The 21,761-nt window shown below is 36.9% G+C and carries 22 protein-coding genes; 15 read left to right on the forward strand and 7 right to left on the reverse strand.

Features of this window, described 5'->3' with window-relative positions:
• Window positions 1-332: 332 nt before the first annotated feature.
• A complete protein-coding gene (locus ACN1CN_RS11345; RefSeq protein ID WP_264522982.1) occupies window positions 333-518 on the reverse strand; it encodes a DUF5522 domain-containing protein in 186 nt (61 codons plus the stop codon).
• A gap of 111 nt (window positions 519-629) precedes the next feature.
• On the opposite strand from ACN1CN_RS11345, the gene ACN1CN_RS11350 reads away from it, so the two are divergent.
• From ACN1CN_RS11350 to ACN1CN_RS11370, 5 genes are all read left to right on the forward strand, one after another.
• Window positions 630-971, forward strand: a complete 342-nt coding sequence (locus ACN1CN_RS11350) for a hypothetical protein (protein ID WP_419135752.1) — start codon at window positions 630-632, stop codon at window positions 969-971.
• A gap of 3 nt (window positions 972-974) precedes the next feature.
• Window positions 975-1,871 (forward strand): 1-aminocyclopropane-1-carboxylate deaminase/D-cysteine desulfhydrase, encoded by an 897-nt coding sequence (locus ACN1CN_RS11355; protein ID WP_419135753.1) that lies wholly within the window; start codon window positions 975-977, stop codon window positions 1,869-1,871.
• Entirely contained in the window at window positions 1,864-2,757 is an 894-nt protein-coding gene (locus tag ACN1CN_RS11360) for a glucosaminidase domain-containing protein (protein ID WP_264522985.1), read from the forward strand. The genes ACN1CN_RS11355 and ACN1CN_RS11360 overlap by 8 nt, the downstream gene beginning before the upstream one ends.
• Window positions 2,758-2,839: 82 nt before the next feature.
• Window positions 2,840-4,126: a glutamate-1-semialdehyde 2,1-aminomutase gene (gene hemL, locus ACN1CN_RS11365; RefSeq protein ID WP_419135754.1), complete on the forward strand. Its 1,287-nt coding sequence runs from the start codon at window positions 2,840-2,842 to the stop codon at window positions 4,124-4,126.
• Between the two features lie 287 nt (window positions 4,127-4,413).
• On the forward strand, window positions 4,414-6,888 hold the full coding sequence (locus tag ACN1CN_RS11370; protein WP_419135755.1) for a zinc-dependent metalloprotease: 2,475 nt from the start codon (window positions 4,414-4,416) through the stop codon (window positions 6,886-6,888).
• A gap of 55 nt (window positions 6,889-6,943) precedes the next feature.
• On the opposite strand, the gene ACN1CN_RS11375 is transcribed toward ACN1CN_RS11370, so the two are convergent.
• Entirely contained in the window at window positions 6,944-7,384 is a 441-nt protein-coding gene (locus ACN1CN_RS11375) for a hypothetical protein (protein WP_264522988.1), read from the reverse strand.
• A 243-nt stretch (window positions 7,385-7,627) separates the two neighbouring features.
• On the opposite strand from ACN1CN_RS11375, the gene ACN1CN_RS11380 reads away from it, so the two are divergent.
• From ACN1CN_RS11380 to ACN1CN_RS11395, 4 genes are all read left to right on the forward strand, one after another.
• A complete protein-coding gene (locus ACN1CN_RS11380) occupies window positions 7,628-8,551 on the forward strand; it encodes a DUF4274 domain-containing protein (RefSeq protein WP_419135756.1) in 924 nt (307 codons plus the stop codon).
• Between the two features lie 77 nt (window positions 8,552-8,628).
• Window positions 8,629-9,045 (forward strand): hypothetical protein, encoded by a 417-nt coding sequence (locus tag ACN1CN_RS11385; RefSeq protein ID WP_419135758.1) that lies wholly within the window; start codon window positions 8,629-8,631, stop codon window positions 9,043-9,045.
• A gap of 88 nt (window positions 9,046-9,133) precedes the next feature.
• Window positions 9,134-10,159, forward strand: coding sequence for a 2-hydroxyacid dehydrogenase (locus tag ACN1CN_RS11390; RefSeq protein ID WP_419135759.1), 1,026 nt, complete (start codon window positions 9,134-9,136; stop codon window positions 10,157-10,159).
• A gap of 75 nt (window positions 10,160-10,234) precedes the next feature.
• Window positions 10,235-10,837 carry a hypothetical protein gene (locus ACN1CN_RS11395; protein ID WP_419135760.1) on the forward strand — a complete coding sequence of 201 codons (603 nt, stop codon included), beginning with the start codon at window positions 10,235-10,237 and terminating at the stop codon, window positions 10,835-10,837.
• 57 nt (window positions 10,838-10,894) lie between these two features.
• Here ACN1CN_RS11395 and ACN1CN_RS11400 read toward each other — a convergent pair whose 3' ends face one another.
• The 3 genes from ACN1CN_RS11400 to lysS form a co-directional block, all read right to left on the reverse strand.
• Window positions 10,895-11,200 (reverse strand): type II toxin-antitoxin system RelE/ParE family toxin, encoded by a 306-nt coding sequence (locus ACN1CN_RS11400; RefSeq protein WP_419135761.1) that lies wholly within the window; start codon window positions 11,198-11,200, stop codon window positions 10,895-10,897.
• Window positions 11,185-11,418, reverse strand: a complete 234-nt coding sequence (locus ACN1CN_RS11405; protein WP_419135763.1) for a hypothetical protein — start codon at window positions 11,416-11,418, stop codon at window positions 11,185-11,187. Before ACN1CN_RS11405 ends, ACN1CN_RS11400 begins: the two co-directional genes overlap by 16 nt.
• A 140-nt stretch (window positions 11,419-11,558) precedes the next feature.
• Complete coding sequence (lysS, locus tag ACN1CN_RS11410; RefSeq protein ID WP_017496702.1) at window positions 11,559-13,259, reverse strand: lysine--tRNA ligase; 1,701 nt, start codon at window positions 13,257-13,259, stop codon at window positions 11,559-11,561.
• Between the two features lie 219 nt (window positions 13,260-13,478).
• Here lysS and ACN1CN_RS11415 point away from each other — a divergent pair, with 219 nt between their 5' ends.
• The 6 genes from ACN1CN_RS11415 (at window position 13,479) to ACN1CN_RS11440 (ending at window position 19,574) form a co-directional block, all read left to right on the forward strand.
• Window positions 13,479-14,234 carry a hypothetical protein gene (locus ACN1CN_RS11415; protein WP_264522993.1) on the forward strand — a complete coding sequence of 252 codons (756 nt, stop codon included), beginning with the start codon at window positions 13,479-13,481 and terminating at the stop codon, window positions 14,232-14,234.
• 5 nt (window positions 14,235-14,239) lie between these two features.
• Window positions 14,240-14,938, forward strand: a complete 699-nt coding sequence (lipB, locus tag ACN1CN_RS11420; protein ID WP_264522994.1) for a lipoyl(octanoyl) transferase LipB — start codon at window positions 14,240-14,242, stop codon at window positions 14,936-14,938.
• A 25-nt stretch (window positions 14,939-14,963) separates the two neighbouring features.
• Complete coding sequence (locus ACN1CN_RS11425; RefSeq protein WP_419135764.1) at window positions 14,964-15,785, forward strand: AraC family transcriptional regulator; 822 nt, start codon at window positions 14,964-14,966, stop codon at window positions 15,783-15,785.
• A 78-nt stretch (window positions 15,786-15,863) separates the two neighbouring features.
• Window positions 15,864-16,454: an NAD(P)H-dependent oxidoreductase gene (locus ACN1CN_RS11430; RefSeq protein ID WP_419135765.1), complete on the forward strand. Its 591-nt coding sequence runs from the start codon at window positions 15,864-15,866 to the stop codon at window positions 16,452-16,454.
• A gap of 95 nt (window positions 16,455-16,549) precedes the next feature.
• Window positions 16,550-17,131, forward strand: a complete 582-nt coding sequence (locus ACN1CN_RS11435) for a Crp/Fnr family transcriptional regulator (protein ID WP_419135766.1) — start codon at window positions 16,550-16,552, stop codon at window positions 17,129-17,131.
• Between the two features lie 67 nt (window positions 17,132-17,198).
• Window positions 17,199-19,574, forward strand: a complete 2,376-nt coding sequence (locus ACN1CN_RS11440; protein ID WP_419135767.1) for a TonB-dependent receptor — start codon at window positions 17,199-17,201, stop codon at window positions 19,572-19,574.
• A 142-nt stretch (window positions 19,575-19,716) separates the two neighbouring features.
• Here ACN1CN_RS11440 and ACN1CN_RS11445 read toward each other — a convergent pair whose 3' ends face one another.
• On the reverse strand, window positions 19,717-20,646 hold the full coding sequence (locus ACN1CN_RS11445; RefSeq protein ID WP_419135768.1) for an OmpA family protein: 930 nt from the start codon (window positions 20,644-20,646) through the stop codon (window positions 19,717-19,719).
• A gap of 270 nt (window positions 20,647-20,916) precedes the next feature.
• A complete protein-coding gene (locus tag ACN1CN_RS11450) occupies window positions 20,917-21,573 on the reverse strand; it encodes a ribonuclease HII (protein ID WP_419135769.1) in 657 nt (218 codons plus the stop codon).
• Window positions 21,574-21,761: the final 188 nt, after the last annotated feature.

The following is a 21,761-nucleotide window of genomic DNA, read 5'->3' on the forward strand; positions in this document are numbered from 1 at the left end:
GCTAAGATTCTAAGCTGCTAAGGTTTTGATCTAAGCAAGCAATAATCTGCGATTTATTAAATAGGCTATAAGCTCCATCGGAGCGACATGGCAATTAAAGAAATAAAATAATTATCTCATTTTCAAATTGCCCCATTCTCTAATTAAAAAATAACTAAGGATAACGGATATCCGACCTGTGATAGGATTTGTGGATGGTAATCCTAAATTTTCGAAACAGAATATCCATATAAATATTTTAGATTGTTGATTTTAGATTTTAGATTTGTCCTTCGACTTCGCTCAGGGCGACAACGTGTAAAATTAGTTAGTTTTAAAATTTAAGAAATTCTCTAATTCGCGTTTTTTCTTATTTGTCCAGTTCGTTTATCAAATCCGTACGGACAATGACGACAGCCACTTTTACAGCAATAACCACGTTTTAGATGGTATTTTTCAGTAAAGCATTTATAACCTTCAGGCGTATAGTAAAAATCTTCCCCTTCGATTAATTTATTTTCATTACTTTGCTCTTTCATAAATCTGCATTGAGTTCCGGTCCCGCTTTTTAAAGTCAAAAATAATTAATTGATTGTGGTTTTAATGAAATCGGACAATTTTCATCTACAAATTTATAAATTTTACAGCTAATGTTTCTGATTGTTGCTAAATATTTAATTCCAAAAGGGTATCGGGGAATGGCTGTGTTTCCGTTTGTCATTTTGAAATACGATACCGATAAAGAAAATGCTGTTTTTGTGCATCATGAAAAAATTCACCTGAGACAGCAATTAGAATTATTGGTAATTCCGTTTTATGTTTTTTATGTTTTAGAATATGCCATTCGGCTGATTCAATATAAAAACAAGGAGCTGGCCTATCGCAATATAAGTTTTGAGAGAGAAGCTTACGCCAATGAAACCCATTTAAATTATTTGAAAAACCGACCTTTCTTTGGCTTTTTAAATTACTTAACTTTAAAACACAAATAGATTTTGAATCAGGAAATTCATATCGCCTTCCCCAATGCTATTTCGTTGAGCATAAAACGGGAAGATTTGATTCATCCCTTTGTTTCCGGGAATAAGTTCCGAAAACTGAAATACAATTTGCTTCAGGCGAAAGCCGAAAATAAAGAGACTCTGCTGACTTTTGGTGGTGCTTTTTCCAATCATATTGCAGCCGTTGCTTATGCTGGAAAAGAGCAGGGTTTTAGAACGATTGGCGTGATTAGAGGCGAGGAGCTTTGGGATAAAACAGAGGAGAATCCAACGCTAAAATTTGCTCAGGAAAACGGAATGCAGTTTGAATTTGTGACGCGGGAGGAGTATCGGCTTAAAAATGAAAATGCCTTTATCGAAAAGCTAAAAGACAAGTTTGGCGACTTCTATTTAGTGCCTGAAGGCGGAACCAATGAATGGGCAGTAAAAGGCTGTGAAGAGATTTTGACCGAAGAAGATGCACGTTTTGATTTTGTTTGCTGTGCGGTAGGAACAGGCGGCACGATAGCGGGATTGATTAATAGTGCACTGCCACATCAGAAAATTTTAGGGTTTCCGGCGTTAAAAGGTGACTTTTTAACCGATGAAATTCGTATTTTTGCACAAAAAGATAACTGGAATTTAATTTCTGACTATCATTTTGGAGGTTATGGGAAGGTAAATTTAGAATTAATTGAATTTATCAATGCTTTTTTTGAAGAAAATAAAGTGCCTTTGGATCCAATTTATACGGGAAAGATGGTTTTTGGCGTTATAGATTTAATACATAAAAACTATTTTCCTGCACATTCAAGAATTTTATTGATCCATACCGGCGGATTGCAGGGAATTGAAGGGATGAATATTAAATTGAAGCAGAAAAAATTACCAATACTCAAAAGCAATGGTTAAAAAAATAATAGCACTTTTAATGCTGGTGACTTTAGTAGGTTGTTCTTCAAGTAAACCTACTATCGCGACGACCAAAAAAGCGGCGGCAATCCAGAGGCCTAAAGTGGCGACAACCAAAAAGCCAACGTACACCAAACCAATTGGCAAAAAATACCCTTCTACAAATAATACAACCGAGGTCATCCAGTCTACTTCAAAAACAGTTGTAACCAGCGATTTAATCAACAATTATATTTTACAATTCAAAGATATTGCCATAGGGAATATGCAGAAATACGGTATTCCTGCAAGTATTATTCTGGCGCAGGGAATTTTAGAATCCGGTGCCGGAAAAGGCGATTTGGCGCTGGAAGCCAATAATCATTTTGGAATTAAATGTCACAAAGACTGGCTGGGAGAGAGTGTGCGTCATGATGATGATTCGGCTCAGGAATGTTTCAGGAAATATACAGAAGCTGCAGAATCGTATAGAGATCATGCCTTGTTTTTGGTTGGCAAAAATAGATATGCCACTTTATTTACTTACGAAAAAGACGATTATAAATCCTGGGCAAAAGGGCTAAGAGCGGCTGGTTATGCCACAGATCCCAATTACCCGGATAAATTAATTAGTTATATCGAACGATACAATCTGCACCAGTACGATTGTCAGGTTACCGGAAAAAGCTACAAACCTTTTGAGAAATCAGCTCCGGTAAAAAGTTCTTCACCTTCTGGTTCTCCTTCTAATGCTAATTCGAACGATCCTAATTTATACGAAGTTCAAAAAGGAGATACCTTATATTCGATTTCAAAAAAATTCAACCTTTTGGTTGACGATTTAAAACAGAAAAATAATCTTTCAGACAACGCACTTTCTGTCGGGCAGAAGCTTAGAGTGAAGTAGTGTTTAGTCTCAGTCTCAGTTTTAAGTCTTAGTTTAAGTTCTTTAAAATCTAAAATCAGAATTCAAAAAATCTAAAATCATAATGATATATAAAAGAAGTAGTCAGCTTTTTGCTGAAGCAGAAAAAGTAATTCCTGGAGGGGTAAATTCACCGGTAAGAGCGTTTAAAGCAGTTGGTGGAACTCCAATTTTTGTAAAAAGTGCCAAAGGTGCTTATTTGTATGACGAGGACGGAAATAAATTAATCGATTATATCAATTCATGGGGGCCAATGGTTTTGGGTCATGCCTACCAACCGGTTGTGGATGCTGTAATTGAAAAAGCAAAATTGGGTACTTCATTTGGAATGCCAACGGAATTAGAAACGGAGATTGCTGCTTTGGCAGTTTCTATGGTTCCGAATATCGATAAAATAAGATTTGTAAATTCAGGTACCGAGGCTTGTATGAGTGCAATTCGTCTGGCTCGCGGATTTACAAAAAGAGATAAAATCATCAAATTTGCAGGCTGCTATCACGGACATTCAGATTCATTTTTGATTCAGGCCGGAAGCGGGGCAGTAACTTTTGGATCGCCAAACAGCCCGGGAGTTACAGAAGGTACTGCAAAAGATACTTTGTTAGCGAAGTACAATGATTTAGAGAATGTAAAAACTTTAATCGAAGCTAATAAAGGCGAAATCGCTGCCATTATCATCGAAGCTGTTGCAGGAAATATGGGTTGTATCCCTCCTCAAAAAGGTTTTCTGGAAGGTTTGAGAGAATTGTGTACGGCCAACGGAATTTTACTGATTTTTGATGAGGTTATGACAGGTTTCCGTCTGGCTCGCGGAGGAGTTCAGGAATTGTATAATATCAATGCCGATATTGTAACTTTCGGAAAAGTAATTGGTGGAGGTTTGCCTGTAGGAGCTTTTGCTGCCCGTGAAGAAATCATGAACTATCTGGCACCGCTTGGACCTGTTTATCAGGCTGGGACATTATCGGGTAATCCACTAGCCATGGCGGCAGGATTGGCGATGCTGCAATCGTTAGATAATGATCGTGCTATTTTCACCCGATTGGAAGAAAAAACGGCTTATTTGGAAGCCGGAATCGACAGGGTTTTAAAAGCGAATAATGTTGTTTTCACCATCAATAGAGTAGGATCGATGATCTCTGTTCATTTTGATGCAAATCCGGTTGTTGATTTTCAAACTGCCGCAAAAGGTGATAATGAAACGTTTAAGAAATTCTTCCATGGCTTATTGCAGGAAGGAGTTTATATCGCACCATCGGCTTATGAAACCTGGTTTATTACAGATGCCTTAACCTATGAAGATTTGGATTTTACCATTAATGCGATTGATAAAGTTTCAAAGACCTTTTAGATCTTAGCAGTTAAAAACATATATTTTTTTTCAATTGGAGGCTCAGTTTTTTTAGTAAAGCTGGGTCTTTTTTTTTAGTTTTCAGTCACGGTGTTCAGTCTCAGTGTTCAGTCGCAGTTTACATCTCACATCTCACATCTCACATCTCACACTATTCAGTCTCATTTTCACAATTTAAACTCTAAAAACTGCAAGTAGTTAATGAAAAGTTAATAAATAGGTTTTGGGGTGTATATTCAGGATAAAAATTATTTTTGTTTATTAAATAACCATTAAACCCGTAATAAATGAAGAAATTTTTCATTTCTACTACGATAGCTGCCTTTATGCTATTTCCTGTTTCTCAGTTTGCGCAATCAAACAAGAAAAAATCAAAAAAAGACGACCCCGCAGCTGCCGCACCGGAGAAAAAACCAGAATCTGCCATTAAAGACTACAGTAAGGTAATTACCAAAGACGCGGTCTCTGATGACGGACTTTTTAAAGTGCACAAAGTCGATAAAAAATACTATTTCGAGATTCCGAATAAATACCTGAACAAAGACATGCTTTTAGTAAGCAGATTGTCAAAACTGCCTTCTAATTTGGGTGGAGGTTATGTAAACGCCGGATCAGAAACCAATGAGCAATTAATAGTCTGGCAGCGTTTTCAGGATAAAATTCTGATCAAGTCAAAATCATACAATGCAGTTGCCAATGATAGTTTGCCGATTAGTATTTCGGTAAAATCAAATAATTATGAGCCTACCTTATTCGCTTTTGATATCGTAGCTTTTAGTAAAGATTCTGCAAACACGGTGGTTGATGTTACTAAATTTTACAGTACAGATGTTAAGGCGATCAGTGGAATTTCGTCAGAAATGCGCGAAACGTATAAAGTAAAAGGACTTGACGATTCAAGAAGTTTTATCAATACGATCAAAAGTTTTCCAATGAACATCGAAGTAATTCAGGATATGACTTATAATGCTTCTAAACCATCGATGCTGGAAGATACCGAATCGATTAGTATTCAAATGAACCAATCGATGATTTTGCTGCCTGAAGTACCTATGACACCAAGGCTGGCTGACCCAAGGGTAGGCTGGTTTACGGTAAGTCAGTACGATTATGGAAGCAATGAATTGAAATCGGATCTTAAAACCTACATTCGCCGTTGGAGACTGGAACCAAAAGATCCGGAAGCGTATGCAAGAGGAGAATTGGTTGAACCGGTAAAACCTATCGTTTATTATTTAGACCCTGCTACTCCTGAAAAACTTCGAAAATACATCAAACAAGGGATAGAAGAATGGCAAAAACCTTTTGAGACGGCAGGTTTTAAGAATGCTATTATTGCAAAAGATGCCCCAACAAAAGAGGAAGATCCTGATTTTAGCCCGGAAGATGTTCGCTATTCGGTGGTTCGTTACGTTGCAAGTACCACCCGAAATGCAGTTGGTCCGAGTGTTTCAGACCCAAGAAGCGGTGAAATTATCGAAAGCGATGTGATCTGGTACCACAACCATTTACGTTCGTACAGAAACAGGTATTTGTTGGAAACCGGAGCGGCAAATCCGTCAGCAAGAACTTTGCAGACGAGCGACGAGGAAATGGGAGAAATGATGCGTATGGTAATTGCTCACGAAGTGGGGCATGCTTTAGGCTTTCCGCACAATATGGGCGCAAGCTGTGCGTATGATGTAGAAAGTTACCGAAATGGTGATTTTACGCAGCAAAACGGAATTTCGGCGAGTATAATGGACTATGCAAGGTACAATTATATTGCACAGCCGGGAGATAAAAACATTCGCTTTATTCGTAAAATGGGAGCGTATGATCACTATGCCTTAAACTGGGGGTATAGAGTTATTCCGAATGCGAAATCTCCTCAGGACGAGTCCGCTACTTTAGACAAATGGATTTTGGATAAAGCAGGAAATCCTTTGTACAAATTTGGAAAACAAAGCAGTGCTTTTGATCCTTCTTCACAAACAGAAGATATCGGGAATAATTCAATGAAAGCAAGTACTTACGGACTTAAAAATCTGGAATATGTAGCCGCACATTTGAACGAATGGACGAGTAATGTGACGAATAACTACGACGATCTGGACGAATTGTACAAAGAAATGCTGGACGTTTGGAGTCGCTATGTAGGTCATGTGGTGACTAATGTTGGCGGAGTTTATGAAAATACGAAAAATCCAAATCAGACCGGAAATGTTTACGAGGTAGTACCGAAAGCCAAACAGATTGAAGCAATGAACTGGCTCCAGGCAAATGCTTTTGCTTCGCCAACATGGATGGTAAATGTTACGACTTTGAAGAATACTGATTTTGCAGGTTATGCGGAAAGATTCAGAAGCTTACAGGTAAGACAGTTGAATAGTTTGCTTAGTATTGGCCGTATTGGAAGATTAGTAGATAATGAAATTGTTGGAGGAGATACTTATAAAGCGCTGGATTTATTGAGAGATACACGAAAAGGAATCTGGAAAGAAGCAGCAGCACCCGGAAATGTGACCATCTACAGAAGAAACCTGCAACGCGGTTATATCGATCGAATGGGGGCATTAATGACCGAAGAAATTAAGCCGTCTGATCGATCAGTGGTATATTATAATGTAAACCAGTCTGATGTGAGAGCTTTGGTACGTGGTGAGTTGAATGCGCTAAGAACGACACTTTTGGCAGCAAAGGCGAGACCTGTAAATGCAGAAACCAAGTATCATTACGAGGATTGTATTAAGAGAATAGACTTAATACTTAATCCGAAATAAGATTTTATAACAAAGAAAAAGAGGCTTTTTAAGGCCTCTTTTTTTATGAACAATATTAGTTGTTTGCTTTTTTGTGTTCTCTCATTTTCTCTTTTGCTTTTTCTTTATTTTCGTCCTGAATGGAAGTCCATTTTTTATACTGATCGGCATTTAGAATCGATTTCATTTTGGCATCGTTAGCAGCTTGTTCATCCAGCATTTGTTTTCTAAAAGCAACTTTGTCTTCTGTTGTCAGGCTTGTACCGTTTTCTTTCTTGCTTTTGCGGTCTTCTTTATATTTTTCAGCTTTGGCACTTCTGTCCGCTAAAAGCTGTTTGATCTGCGCTTGCTGATTGGCATCTAAATTGAGTTCCGAAGTGAGTTTTTTTAACTTCTTTTCATTGCGTTGTTCTGGACTTAGTCTTTCTCTTGGTTCGCGTGCAGGTTTTTGATCTGCCTCTTGTGCAAAACTCGCTATTCCAACGAATAACAAAGCTGCGATAAGTAATTTCTTCATGATGTACGTTTTTTAATTGTTTATATAGTTTAGACTTTATCGGATTAAAGAGGTTTAATCCGATCGTCAGAATTATAGATTATTTAACAAATTTAAACAGAATAACAGTTTAGTTATTTGGATTTTAGAGGGGTATGGGGTGTCTTCGGTGGTTCATGCTTTTTATCATGTTTTTATAAGAAATGGTTTTTTAAATTTGTTTTAATATTAAAAATCAGGAACGGCCATCATCAGAATCAAAAAATGGAAGAATCATTTAGCAAAAAAAATAAAAACCGGGTTTTAAAAGCGGTAAACGGAGAAATGTCGTATCAAAAATTAACTGCCGCAGAATGGCATCAGTTTGTGCAAAACTGGAATTATGATGATGGAATCGAACCTTTTGAATGGATGATCCAACAAAAAACACTTGATAAAGGAACAGTTCTTTGTTTGTATTGGCTGCTGCAACCCGATTATTTTTGTCGGTTTACGAGTGAAGAGCAAGTCAAAGACGATTTGTATTTTGAACAGTATAAATTGTTGAAAGAAATCGAGGAAAGATATCTTACCGGCTTTTATCAGGACGAGAACTTTTCGTTTGATCCGAATCCCGAATTTTTGGATGAAAATTCTACTGTAGCATGCATTCCGGGTGAAATGTTGCTTAAAACTGGAGGAGTATCTTTCGAACGATTGGATATTGAATTTGCTTTTTTAAGGAAACCCAACGAAAAGGAGTTGAAAACAATTGCAACCAGGATAACGGATGCTGTAAAGATTATTCAACTTTCAAATCCGGACTTTGTTTATGACGATACGGATACGGCAGTAAACGCAATTGTTGAAAGTGTCGAATACTGGAAAATCAAAGAACTGGGGAAGATAAAAATCAATAATCTGTCGTATTTATGGATGGATTGCATGCATAAAAAACATCAGTGGGACTGGATTGTATGGGATTGGGAAACCGGAAATAATCTGGGAGTTGCAAATGCAACAAAAGAATTGACTTGTCTGGCAGATACCATTATAGCCCACACCATAGACGGATTTCAGCCTGCTTCGATCATTTCTGATTTGTACAAAGACCTGGAAGGCGTAAATGATTTTTATGATCTTAAGAGAGACCCTTACAGCGGAATCGGATTATTGTTTAGCACAGATCATTTGAAGTTTAGAGCATAACAAGTTAGGAGGATTTTTTGCTAAAAAAAAGAAACGAAGAGATCGTTTGTTTTTTCAAATCGTAACATTTTAAACGTATGGCATTAAGAAAAATTACAGTTGAAGAGAATGTTTATTGGTACAAAAGCGTTACTAAATATGCGCTTGATACAGAAGCGGCAACATTTGAAATAACGATATTCCTGGAAGATCATAAACAAACTCCATTGAAAATCAGCTTCGTTACCTGGGAAGATTTGTATGCCGGAAACCCTTTAAATACAGGAGTAGTGTTAACCAGAGTGTCTGATAAAGAAACTGAAAATATCAATTTAAACCGGCCAAAATATATCAGAGAATGCATTTTATACGGCTTGAAAATGGGATGGAATGGCGGTAATAAAGTAGCAGTTATAGATGGTTTAGAGATTCTTAGATGTTTAGGTTATGATGTTTCGGGTCTCTGTCCAAAAGAGGGATTGGTTGTTGCACATGGAAAAGAATATTTAAAGTAAGCTGATTTTTCAGGATCAGAAGTTACTTCAGAAGAATTGTTTAATTTAGTAGAACAGGAAGATAAGAACCTCAAAAATAGTAATCAAGATGAGTTTAAAGGATACAGTAAATACAAACAAAATAGCTTTTTTTTCAACGCAGCCTTACGATAAAACGTTCTTCAATAAATACAATGATGCTTTTGGGTTTGAATTGGATTTCTTTGAAACACAATTAAATCCCCAAACCGTGATTTTGATCGAAAATGCTTCGATTGTTTGTGTTTTTGTAAATGATATCGTCAATGAAGCAGTGTTGAAACAATTGGCTGAAAAAGGAGTGAAGATTATTGCTTTGCGTTGCGCGGGTTTTAATAATGTTGATTTGGATGCTGCTAAAAAGTACAATATCAAAGTATGTCGGGTTCCTGCATACTCGCCTCAGGCCGTTGCAGAGCACGCGATGGCAATGATTCTAACGCTGAACCGAAAAACACATAAAGCTTACAATAGAGTTCGGGAGCAAAAATTTTCACTAAACGGATTATTAGGTTTTGATTTGTTTGGGAAAACCATCGGAATCATCGGAACGGGAAATATAGGGAAAGCTTTCGCTAAGATTGCAAAAGGTTTTGGCTGTAAAGTTCTGGCGTATGACATCGTAACAAATGCCGAAATGGAGAAAGATGGCGTACAGTTTGTTTCGTTGGACGAGATTTTCAAGTCCAGCGATATTATCTCGTTGCATTGCCCTTTAAACGATCAAACGAAGCATGTTATCAATAAAAAGTCTATTGCTTTAATGAAAGACAGCGTAATGCTTATCAATACAAGCCGTGGCGGATTGATTGAAACAGCCGCTGTTATTGAAGGTTTGAAAGAAGGCAAAATAGGATATTTGGGAATTGATGTTTACGAACAGGAAGAAAAGCTATTCTTCAGAGATCTTTCCGCCGATATTATACAGGATGATGCCATTCAGCGTTTAATGAGTTTTCCAAATGTTTTGGTGACTGCGCATCAGGCGTTTTTTACCAATGAAGCCTTAACACAGATTGCTTTGGTTACCTTTAACAATATTAAGTCTTTATTGACGGATAATGCTATTGAAAATAAAACCGCTTTGTTGGTTTAAATTGACAAACGCTACAGGTTTTCAAAACCTGTCGGGTTTAGAAACGGAATCGTAAAAATAAAAAAAAGAGAAAACATGAAAAGAAAAATTTTAATGGCATTTCTAGTTTTAGGAATGATTTCTTGCCAGAATAAAGAAAAAACAGGAGAAGAGAATGTTGTGGAAGCCATTGCAACTGACACCATAACAAAAACAGCAACAGGAACAGCAGACGTAAGCGATGCTCCGCACAAAGACGATAAAGCAGTCGAGACCATCAGAAAACAGCTTTTAGTATTGTTGAAGAAAGATCTGCCAGCCATGACAGCCGACGACAGATTCTTTTATTATAGTGCTTTTGATTTAAATAATGATAAAAAGGAAGAGTACTTTGTCGGTTTTTCCAATCCTTATTTTTGTGGAAGCGGAGGCTGCTCAGGATACATTTTGAATAATGACGGAAGTTTGATCAATTCTTTCACCGTAACCGATTTCCCGATTTATGTAACCACTTCAGTAACTGAAAAATTTTATGATTTAATAGCGGTAAGCGGAGGAAAATTTCATCTTCTAAAACTGAAAAATGGAAAATATCCTTCAAACCCATCTGTTCAGGAAGTTGTTAAAGAGGAAGCTACAAGAGAAAGTACGACGGTTTTGGATATCGATGGGAAGAAGTTGGAGAAGTACTCGTTTTAATCAAATTGTATTAAATAATAAACCCGACAGGTTTTTAAAACCTGTCGGGTTTACTTTTTATTTTTTTAAAATTTTAGTTAACGTTTTGGGATTTTGACGATTGTCCCAAAAGGCTATTACAATCAGTTCTGTGGGAGTTAATTTATAGAAAATATTATAATGTCCTAATGTCGATGTCCGTATGCGAGGAAAATTTGTTTTAACGTAGATTTCAGGATTGAGAATTAAAAACTGAACTCTTTGTGCAATTTCGGCAATTAACTTTTTAGAATAAACAGATGATTTATTTCTTTTAGTCCAGTAAATCAATATTTTTCTTCTTTGTAAAACAGCAGTTTTAGTCCAGATTACTTTGACAGCCATTCTAAATCTTCCTTGTCTAAATCCTCCTGAGAAATAACTCTTCCATATTTTATGTCTTCCTCGCTTTCATTAAGAACATCTATTTCATATTGCTCTAATTGATAGGTTTTAGAAGTATCTGTGTTTTTTAAAAGACCTCTGATTTTTTCAAGTAAAGTAATATCCTCAATGTTTTTGAGTCTGTCAAATATTTCTAATTTTAGTTCTAGTGTTCCCATCGTCATAAGTTTTGAATATCAAAGTTATACAAAATATACTAAAAATAAACCCGACAGGTTTTTAAAACCTGTCGGGTTTGAATTATTATAAATCAGTTTTGGAATTTGGATTTTCCAAAATTTGAATTTTTTTAAAAAAACTATCCTACCAATTCCACAAATTTAAATTCGCCTTCAACAGCTACTTTAGTCAAACCGTGTTTAGATAAGTTTTTCATAGACGCATCCCATTTTTTACCGCTTAAATTCGCAGTAATTTTTAGTTGCTGAAGATCCATTTTATTTTCATTTCCTTTCAATAAGTCTACGATAAATTTCTCTTCGTCTGATAATTCGACAGTCTGTTTTTTCTCCGGGCGCATTTGCGGGAACAATAAAACTTCCTGAATCGATGCGTTATTGGTTAAGTACATAATCAAACGGTCCATTCCAATTCCCATTCCAGATGTTGGCGGCATACCATATTCTAAGGCTCTTAAGAAATCCTCGTCGATAATGCCATTTGCTTCATCATCACCTTTTGCAGCCAGACGCATTTGATCTTCAAAACGCTCTCTTTGATCAATTGGGTCGTTTAATTCAGAATAAGCATTCGCAATTTCTTTACCACAAACCATTAATTCAAAACGTTCTGTTAAGTCTGGATTATCGCGGTGTTCTTTACATAACGGAGACATTTCTTTCGGGTAATCTGTAATGAAAGTAGGCTGAATGTAATTTCCTTCACATTTTGCACCAAAGATTTCATCAATTAGTTTTCCTTTCCCCATTGTTTTATCCACTTCGATTCCCATTCCTTTTGCAGCTTCAAACAGCTCTTCTTCTGTTTTTCCTGAGATATCAAAACCAGTAAAATGTTTGATCGAATCTGTCATCGTAACACGAGCGTAAGGCGCTTTAAAGTTAATTTGGTGCTCGCCAAAAGTAACTTCACTAGTTCCGTTTACAGCAATAGCACAATGCTCCAGCAGGCCTTCTGCAAATTCCATCATCCAGTTGTAGTCTTTGTAGGCTACATATATTTCCATTGCTGTAAACTCAGGGTTATGCGTTCTGTCCATTCCTTCATTACGGAAGTTTCTGGAAAACTCATAAACACCTTCAAATCCACCAACAATTAATCTTTTTAAATACAATTCGTTTGCAATACGCATGTAAAGCGGAATGTCAAGCGAATTATGATGCGTGATAAAAGGTCTTGCCGAAGCACCACCCGGAATCGATTGCAAAACCGGAGTGTCAACCTCAAGATATCCTGCATCGTTAAAATAACCACGCATAGCGGTAAATAACTTGGTACGTTTGATGAAAGTCTCTTTAACATGCTGATTCACCGTTAGATCTACATAACGCATTCTGTAACGCAATTCAGCATCATTAAAAGCATCGTGTACATTTCCGTCCTCGTCAACTTTTGGTAAAGGCAACGGACGTAATGTTTTACTCAAAAAAGTAAAACCGCTTACACGAATACATTTTGCTCCAACCTGAGTCGTAAACAATTCACCTTCGATACCAATAAAGTCACCTAAATCGGTTAATTTTTTAAAAACCTGATTGTATAACGTTTTATCGTCACCTTCACACAAAACATCGCGATTCACATACAATTGAATACGTCCTTCGCTATCCTGCAATTCAGCAAAACAAGCTTTCCCCTGATCACGAACACTCATCAAACGTCCTGCAACGATCACCTTCTTACCCTCTTCAAATGACTCCTTTATTTGCTTTGAAGTATGATTTACAGGAAAAAGATTAGCCGGATAAGGATTGATTCCTAAGTTGCGTAAGTTTTGAAGTTTTTCTCTTCGGATGATTTCTTGTTCTGATAGTGCCATTTTGTGCTCTTTTTTAAGTGTGCAAAGATAAAGAAAAGAATGTAGATTTCAGAATGCTGATTTTAGATTTTTTGAAGCAGTAATTTTCGGGTTTTCAAGGGAGTTTTGTCTCCTTATCTGCTTGTATTTTTTTCTATGGCTCTTAGGTTCTAAGAATCTAAGAATCCAACAATCTGAGAATCCGCCAAACTTCGTATCTTTGAGAAAAAATTAACCACGATGAGATTATACAAACTACTTAGCTTTTCTTTTTTAGTAGCAACACTGACAAGTTGCACCTTTACCGAGAGCATTTATGTGAATGATAACGGAACCGGAAAGTTCTCTTTAAACATGGACGGTTCTTCTTTAATGGCAATGGCAGGGAATCAGATAGGCGATCAATTGGGAGCTGATGCCAAAAAAAATGTAGATTCTACTTTTACCTTCAAACAATTATTGGCGGATAAAAGCGAAAGCATTTCAAAATTATCTCCTGAAGCTCAAAGTGAGATTAAAAAACTGGAAGACCTTGTGGTTAATATTAAAACGAACGAGGAGAAAAAAGAATTTCTGATGGACTTTTCAGAAAATTTTAAAAATGTAAACGAATTACACGACATATTACAATCCATCAACACCCTTCAAAAACTGACAGGAGGAGCAGATGCTTCAACACCTTTTTCAGGAGGTTTCGGAGATAACAGCAGTAAAGTAAACTACAATTATGACGGAAAGAAATTTAGCCGTAAAGCTATAGTCGACAAACAAAAACTGGCCGCAAAAGTACAGGATTCAACCGCCGAAATGTCAAAAATGGTTTTTTCATCCTCTACTTATGTGATAAAATACCATTTCCCAAAACGCATTAAAAAAGTCTCAAATCCGACGGCTTTGTTTAGTGAAGACCGAAAAACAATTACAATTCAATACCCTTTCACGGATTATATGGAGAATCCTGACAAGCTTAACTTTGATGTTGAGTTTGAAAAATAATTACAATGAATAAAAAAATTCAACTTCAGGATTTAGGAAGTAAAGACTATAAATCGACCTGGGAATATCAGGAAGAACTTTTTAAAGACATAGTCGACCTAAAAATCAGAAACCGAAGAGAAGAGCTTGATTTAGAAACACCCAACTACTTGTTGTTTGTAGAACATCCGCATGTTTATACACTGGGAAAAAGCGGTGATTTCGAGAACTTACTCTTAAATGAAAAACAATTGGAGGCCAAAGGCGCCACCTTTTATAAAATCAATCGTGGTGGCGATATTACCTATCACGGACCAGGACAGATTGTGGGGTATCCCATTCTGGATCTGGAAAATTTCTTTACCGATATTCATAAGTATTTGCGTTTTCTTGAAGAATCGATTATCCTCACTTTAGAAGAATATGGTTTAAAGTGCGGACGAAGTGATGGAGAAACCGGAGTCTGGTTAGATGTCGGAACTCCCTTTGCCAGAAAAATTTGTGCGCTTGGCGTTCGCGCTTCACGCTGGGTAACCATGCACGGATTTGCTTTAAATGTCAATGTCGATTTGGGGTACTTTGATAACATTATTCCGTGTGGAATTCGCGGTAAAGGTGTGACTTCATTGCAGGTAGAACTTGGTGTTGAAAAAGTAGACGAAGCAGAAGTAAAAGCAAAAATCATAAAACATTTAACCCGTTTGTTTGAAGCAGAGTTTGTTTAAACAGGCTTTCGAAATATAAAAAAGTATGGCAGATGCTGAAGAAAATAACAATTATAAAATTGCTGTTCCTTCAGCATTTGATACCGTTTTCTCGCATTTTTACTTTGCAGAGAATAAAACCGATATTCCGGTAACCAAAACATTATTACCCAGTTTTCAGACGATCTTAGTCTTTGTTTTTGGAAAAGGAGCATCTTTAAAATCACAGCAAAATACGATTCTGGAAGCAGAACGATGTATTGTTTTAGGCCCAATAAAACAGGCTTTTGATTACACCTTAAATCCTGATTCGGAGATTCTGGTAGCCAACTTCAAAGAAGATGCTTTCTATCGGTTCTTTGGAAATGCGCTTTTAACCCATTCTTTGCCGGTTCACCCGGATACTTTGATGGCCGAAAATTGCTTTACCGCTTTATGGGAGGAACTAAAAGAATTCTCGGATCCAAAAGAGCGGGTAGATCATATTTTAGAGTTTTGCAGGCCTTATTTGCGGGAACAGCACTCCATTACCTCTCTTTTAAGCGATTTTAGAGCAAAAAACATCAATCCGATAAAAGCGATTGCCTCTAAAACAAATCAATCAGAACGAAACATTCAACTCAATCAAAAGAAGTTTTTTGGTTATACCATCAAAGAAATTAGCCGTTACGAACGTTTTTTAAAAGCAGTAGAAGCAATTCAAAAAGATATTTTAAAAAGCTCTAAAACAGATTGGCTTGCCATTGTTGAGCAATGCGGTTATTATGATCAGAGTCAGTTGATACATGATTTTAAACATTATATGAACATCTCTCCAACCAAATTCCTGAAATTTCAAAACGATATCTGTAACTCAAAGACAGAATAGCCCCTTTTCGTTTTCTTACAATTGTGATCGGATCAGCAGTTTTACATTTGTCATGTTCAATCTTAAAAAACATAAAACATGAAAAATTTAATTGTTTACGCACATCCCAATTCAGCTAGTTTAAACCATTACTTCAAACAAATTGTTGTAGAAAATCTTGAGAAATCAGGGCAAGAAGTTATCGTACGCGATTTAAACGCCATCCATTTTAATCCGGTTTTATCCCTGGAGGATATGAGTGGGCAAAGAATGGGAGAAATCGCCGACGAGGTAAAAACAGAACAGGATTTTATCAGCTGGGCCGATCGTATTGTTTTTATTTACCCAATTTGGTGGACCGGAATGCCGGCGATCATGAAAGGGTATATCGATCGGGTTTTTAGTTATGGATTTGCCTATCGCTACGATCAGGGGATTCAAAAAGGGCTGTTGACCGGGAAACAAACTGTCATAATCAATTCGCACGGGAAATCAAATGCAGAATACGAGTCCATCGGAATGGATAAAGCTTTGGCCTTAACCTCAGACTTCGGAATTTTTAAATACTGCGGATTGGAAGTTCAAAAACATTTTTACTTTGATAAGGCCGACAGAGCTTCTGACGAAAATATTTCAGAATGGACCAGCCAGCTTAAAGAAATGTTTCAGGAAAAGGTGGTATGTAGCTAATTTGTTATATTTCTGCTTTAGAGCTGTTTAAGGCAATTTTTTTGAATAGTTTTAGTTATCTATTAAACCATTTCTTTCTAAAAACCCCCGATATCATGCAAAATGTAATTACAGACCTGTCCCGATTTATGGAATTTAATGAAACGGAAAGTATGGCCTTTAAAAACATACTTAAACTAAAGAAAATCAAAAAAAACGAACATCTTTTAGTGGAAGGCGACGTTTGTAATTTTGGAGTATTTATTGCCGAGGGCTGCATTCGGTATTATTACTCGCTTGATGGGGTTGAATCTACCGGAAACTTCTTTTTTGAAAATGACTGGTACTCTGATTTTGAGAGTTTTTTATACAACAAACCTTCATTGCTGAATATCGAAGCGCTGGAAGACTGCGTGCTGTATTTGGCCTACAAACATGATTTTGAAAAACTGGTTTCCGAATATCCGGTGTTTAACTCTTTCCTACGCATTATGATGGAAAGAACCATCAAAGGATTAACGGGCAGAAATATGGCAATGTCTTTATTGTCGCACGAAGAACGTTATTTGCGGTTTGTAAAATACTGCCCAAAAGTAGTCGAAAGAGTTTCGCTAAAACACATCGCCAGTTATCTGGGAATTCAACCGGAAAGTTTAAGTCGGATCAGAACCAGAATTACATTGAACAGTAAATCTTAACCCAAGTCAATTTTTAAGAAAATTCAGCTCTTTACTTTTGCTTTTATAACTGTAAAGCAAAATAAAAATGAAAAGAATATTCTTGATTATTATAAGCCTTTTAGGGGTGTTGAGCTATGCTCAGACGGGAACTGTAAAAGGAAAAATTATCGATAAGCAATCCGAAAAACCACTTATTGGAGTTGTTGTTTTCCTGATAGGCGACGAGAAGAAAAATGCCACTTCAGATGCGGATGGTAATTTTAAACTGGCGAATGTCCCTTTGGGGCGACAGAGTCTGAGTTTTAGCTTTCAAGGTTATGAAAACACTTCTGTTTCGGATCTTGATATCACCACAGGAAAAGATAATTTGTTAACGGTTTCGATGATCGAAAAATTCAATACCCTTGATGAAATTATAGTGTCATCAGGCTCTAATAAAGCCAAACCGATTAACAAAATGGCCTTAGTATCGACCAAGCAGTTTACTACAGAAGAAGTCAATCGTTATGCCGGAGGAAGGAGCGATGTGGCACGTTTGGTTTCTAATTTTGCCGGAGTTTCTACCGGAGATGACAGCCGAAATGATATTGTGGTTCGTGGGAATTCGCCATCGGGAATGTTGTGGAGAATTGAAGGAATGCCGGTTCCAAGTCCAAATCACTTCTCAACATTGGGAACTACCGGAGGACCCATTTCGGCACTGAATCCAAATCTTTTGGCCAATTCTGATTTTTTAACATCAGCCTTTCCGGCGGAGTATGGAAATGCAATTGGAGGTGTTTTTGATCTGAGCTTCCGCAAAGGAAATCCCGATGATTACGAATACATGCTGAGTGCCGGTGCTTATCCAGGAGTCGAATTTATGGCAGAAGGGCCGCTTGGAAAAAAAGGAGGTTCGTTTGTAGCGTCTGCAAGATATGGCTTTGTCGGGGTTCTGGGAATAGCGGGTACAGATGCACAGCCCAATTATAGAGACATCAGTTTTAATGTTGATTTGGGAAAAAGTAAAGCGGGAAATTTTTCCCTTTTTGGAATCTACGGAACGTCGGATATTGATTTTCTGGGAGATAAAATAGACAAGGAAGATCCTTTTGCAGCCCAGGATGAAGATGCCTACGTAAAATCGGGATTTGCTTCGTTTGGATTGAAACACAATCTGGACATTGGAACAAAATCGTATTTGAAAACCATTGTCGGTTTTTCAAATTCAAATAACTCCTACGAGAATTTCCGTTATTATGACTTCAATACAGCGGCAGAAAATCGTTTGCCTTTTACAGCTATCAATAACAATGAAAATAGGGTTACGTTCTCGACTTTATTCAATTCTAAAATTAATAAAAAAACAACTTTTAGAGCGGGTTTGTTATTCGAGAATTATACCCTCGATGCTAAAATGTCCTCGCGTGACCGACAGCAGGACAATGATGGCGACGGTTATCCCGACTTTGTACAGCTGATAAACAACAACGGGAATTATAATGTTATTCAGCCCTTTGCTCAGGGACAATTTCGTTTGACCGAAAAACTAACTTTTAATGCAGGGATACACGGGCAGTACTTTTCTATAAATAAAGAATTTGCTTTTGAACCCAGAGCCGCTCTGGCTTATGCCGTAAATCAGAGAAACACCATTAGTTTTGGTTATGGTTTGCACCATCAAAGCGTTGCCGTTCCAATACTATTTCTGAATGAATTCGTAAACGGTAGTCAGGTTCAGACCAACAAGAATCTGGATTTGGTTCAAAGTCAGCATTATGTTTTGGGCTATGATGTGCGACTGGCCAGAAAATGGAGGGGAAAAGTAGAGCTTTATTATCAGGATATCAGCAAGGCAGGAGTGCAGTCTTTTCCAAGCAGTTATTCGACCTTAACGGAAGGAGCCGATTTTGGTTATTCTATTGATAAAACTTCTTTGGTCAGTAAAGGAAGTGGATACAATCAGGGGATTGAATTTACCGTCGAGAAATTCTTTAGTGAGGGCTATTATGCTTTGTTTACCACTTCGCTTTTTGAAAGTAAATATAAAGGAAGCGATGGTATAGAGCGAAACTCCCCTTTTAATAACGGATATATTGTTAACCTGTTGGGGGGAAAAGAATTTAGAATAGGGAAGGCAAAGAAAAATGTTTTTTCGATTGATACCAAATTCACAACTGCCGGAGGACGTTATTACACACCCGTCGATCTGGTTGCTTCCAATAATGCGGGCTATGAAATTAGAGATGATGCAAATGCCTTTAGCAAACAGTACAATCCTTATTTAAGACTGGATGTTAAATTCGGAATTAAATTCAACAGCAAAACCAAGAAAAGATTTCATCAGTTTTACATCGACCTTCAAAACGTGACCAACCATACCAATATTTTTACGAAGGAATACAACCGATTAACCAATAGTGTGAACCAAAAAGATCAAATTGGTTTTTCACCTGATTTTGGATATAAATTTCAATTTTAGTTTTTTACATAGAAGAAAACAACAAATGAAAACAATACAGGAATCTTCCGTTTTCATTTGTTGTTTTTAAACCATCTGCCTCTGATCTAAATCAGTTGGATGATTTTTTATTAGATATCGCAAATTAAAACTTTGAGGGGTATTACAATTTTACAATTTCTACCCTGCGATTTTTTGCTTTGTTTTCTTCACTGGTATTGTCGGCAATAGGTTTGTCAGAACCCCAGCCTTTTGTTTGCAATCTTGCTGCATTTATCCCCTTAGCGATTAAAGCCGTTTTTACCGCATTTGCTCTTTCTTCCGAAAGCTTTTTGTTTTGTGCTGCAACCCCGGTATTATCGGTGTGACCTTCAATAGCAATTTTAAGACTGGCATTCGCAGTTAGCAATTTCTGAATTTCATCAACTATAGGCGAAGATTCAGTTTTTATAGTAGCTTTATTGGTGTCGAAATTAATGTACAGCGCGATGTGACCTTTAGAATCAAGCTCTTTCTTCATTTCATCTGCTTTGGTAAGCGAGGCCGTCATTTTAAAAGGTTTTGTTTCCAGAATCATCCATCCGGCCGATACAGCATCGTCACCAGGAGTAAGCTGTACCCAAATGTTTCTGTCGGCACGTCGAATAAGGTAGGTGGTGGTAATTGCATTGGCTATAAAACCATAGCCGTTCATGTATTTAACGCGGTTGTTATCCGGAATCGTATGAGAGGAATCAGCGGGAACTTTCATTTCAGATACTTTTACCCCATCAACACTTTTAATTAACTCGTCTAAATTTTTTGCTACTTCAAGATCACTGTATGATTTTCCTTCTTTTGCAGTAATTCTGGCGTAGAACATTTTTCCTTCCGGTTTTTCAAAATGGTCTTTTACCCAAAAATAAGCAACGTCGTAATCTGCTGTATTATTCTTTGGAGTGCCTTCGTAATTTTCAGGCAGGTTAAAGTAAGGGAAAGCACCAAGAGGTTTGTCTGAAACCGGGATAGCATTACTGTCGAATTTATTTGTTGCTGCTGTCGAAGGGGTTTGAGTAGTTGGGGTCGATACAAGCGAATCAGTGCTATCTGTCACATCATTCTGCTTTTTGTTAGAATTGCACGCCAGGGTGAGACACGCAATTAGAGATAATGTTAAAAATTTGATTTTCATGTGGTTAGTTTTGTGTTGAAAATCAAAGATAACAAAGCGAAGAGATTTTAACAAAAAAAAATGACCCAATTTAATCCGTTTTTTTGAGTTATTATTTTGAAAAAGTGATCGTTAGTATTGGTTCTGTCTTCGTGTTTTGGCGTGTTGAGCAGCAATTTGTTGGTGTCTGGCTAAAATTAGGATGTCGTTCCTTTAAAACAATTCCAATTGAGTAGGCAGTAATCTGAAAGACATTCGGTGGTATTTTGTAGTGCCATACTTTTTAATAGCCTCGCGGTGCTCTTTTGTTGGATAACCTTTATTTTTTTTCCAGTTGTACATTGGAAATTCTTCATGAATCAGATCCATGTATTCATCACGATAGGTTTTTGCAAGAACAGAAGCCGCAGCAATACTTAAAAATTTCGCATCTCCTTTTATGATACTTTGATTAGGAATCGATTTTAGCAATTCGATTTCAGCTGTGGTAAATTGTTTCCCAACAGTATTCTTAAGCCCCAGTTTTGCATTCAGCGAACGGTTTCCATCAACAATAATAAATTCAGGTGTAGGATTTAACTTCAAAACACATTCCTGCATTCCTTTCATCGAAGCATTTAGGATGTTTATTTCGTCGATTTCGTCAGGAAGTAAATGGGTAACGGCAAAACAAATGGCTTGTTCTTCTATAACAGGTTTTAACAGGGATCTTGTTTTTTCAGACAATTGTTTACTGTCGTTTAGAATTTGGTTTTCAAAATCAGCTGGTAAAATTACGGCTGCTGCAGTTACAGGACCTGCCAAACATCCCCGACCTGCTTCGTCAGTTCCGGTTTCTAAAAGGTATTTTGAAAAATTTTTTTGAAGCATTTTGTGTTTTTTTATAGTAAGATCAAAAATATTACAATTTTTTGTGAATAGCATTTAAAATCTTTTTTTAAAAATAGGCTGAATTTATGGAAAAGATAAAAAAAAAGGCAATAAAAACGATGTTCGCAAAAGCAGATACCGTTTTTTAACAGCTTTGTTTATTTGCGGGCTTAATTGTTAAAAGCCTG

Origin of the sequence: Flavobacterium sp. T12S277, assembly GCF_048514875.1 — a bacterium.
GTDB lineage: Bacteria > Bacteroidota > Bacteroidia > Flavobacteriales > Flavobacteriaceae > Flavobacterium.

Bases quoted from the DNA above. Each gene is read 5' to 3' on its own strand.
- ACN1CN_RS11395 (WP_419135760.1), top strand. From the start codon at position 10,235: ATGAAAAGAAAAATTTTAATGGCATTTCTAGTTTTAGGAATGATTTCT.
- ACN1CN_RS11440 (WP_419135767.1), top strand. From the start codon at position 17,199: ATGAAAAGAATATTCTTGATTATTATAAGCCTTTTAGGGGTGTTGAGC.
- ACN1CN_RS11400 (WP_419135761.1), bottom strand. From the start codon at position 11,200: ATGGCTGTCAAAGTAATCTGGACTAAAACTGCTGTTTTACAAAGAAGA.
- hemL (WP_419135754.1), top strand. From the start codon at position 2,840: ATGATATATAAAAGAAGTAGTCAGCTTTTTGCTGAAGCAGAAAAAGTA.
- ACN1CN_RS11345 (WP_264522982.1), bottom strand. From the start codon at position 518: ATGAAAGAGCAAAGTAATGAAAATAAATTAATCGAAGGGGAAGATTTT.
- ACN1CN_RS11390 (WP_419135759.1), top strand. From the start codon at position 9,134: ATGAGTTTAAAGGATACAGTAAATACAAACAAAATAGCTTTTTTTTCA.
- ACN1CN_RS11380 (WP_419135756.1), top strand. From the start codon at position 7,628: ATGGAAGAATCATTTAGCAAAAAAAATAAAAACCGGGTTTTAAAAGCG.
- ACN1CN_RS11450 (WP_419135769.1), bottom strand. From the start codon at position 21,573: ATGCTTCAAAAAAATTTTTCAAAATACCTTTTAGAAACCGGAACTGAC.
- ACN1CN_RS11375 (WP_264522988.1), bottom strand. From the start codon at position 7,384: ATGAAGAAATTACTTATCGCAGCTTTGTTATTCGTTGGAATAGCGAGT.
- ACN1CN_RS11435 (WP_419135766.1), top strand. From the start codon at position 16,550: ATGCAAAATGTAATTACAGACCTGTCCCGATTTATGGAATTTAATGAA.
- lysS (WP_017496702.1), bottom strand. From the start codon at position 13,259: ATGGCACTATCAGAACAAGAAATCATCCGAAGAGAAAAACTTCAAAAC.
- ACN1CN_RS11370 (WP_419135755.1), top strand. From the start codon at position 4,414: ATGAAGAAATTTTTCATTTCTACTACGATAGCTGCCTTTATGCTATTT.
- ACN1CN_RS11405 (WP_419135763.1), bottom strand. From the start codon at position 11,418: ATGGGAACACTAGAACTAAAATTAGAAATATTTGACAGACTCAAAAAC.
- ACN1CN_RS11430 (WP_419135765.1), top strand. From the start codon at position 15,864: ATGAAAAATTTAATTGTTTACGCACATCCCAATTCAGCTAGTTTAAAC.
- ACN1CN_RS11360 (WP_264522985.1), top strand. From the start codon at position 1,864: ATGGTTAAAAAAATAATAGCACTTTTAATGCTGGTGACTTTAGTAGGT.
- ACN1CN_RS11415 (WP_264522993.1), top strand. From the start codon at position 13,479: ATGAGATTATACAAACTACTTAGCTTTTCTTTTTTAGTAGCAACACTG.
- ACN1CN_RS11425 (WP_419135764.1), top strand. From the start codon at position 14,964: ATGGCAGATGCTGAAGAAAATAACAATTATAAAATTGCTGTTCCTTCA.
- lipB (WP_264522994.1), top strand. From the start codon at position 14,240: ATGAATAAAAAAATTCAACTTCAGGATTTAGGAAGTAAAGACTATAAA.
- ACN1CN_RS11385 (WP_419135758.1), top strand. From the start codon at position 8,629: ATGGCATTAAGAAAAATTACAGTTGAAGAGAATGTTTATTGGTACAAA.
- ACN1CN_RS11350 (WP_419135752.1), top strand. From the start codon at position 630: ATGTTTCTGATTGTTGCTAAATATTTAATTCCAAAAGGGTATCGGGGA.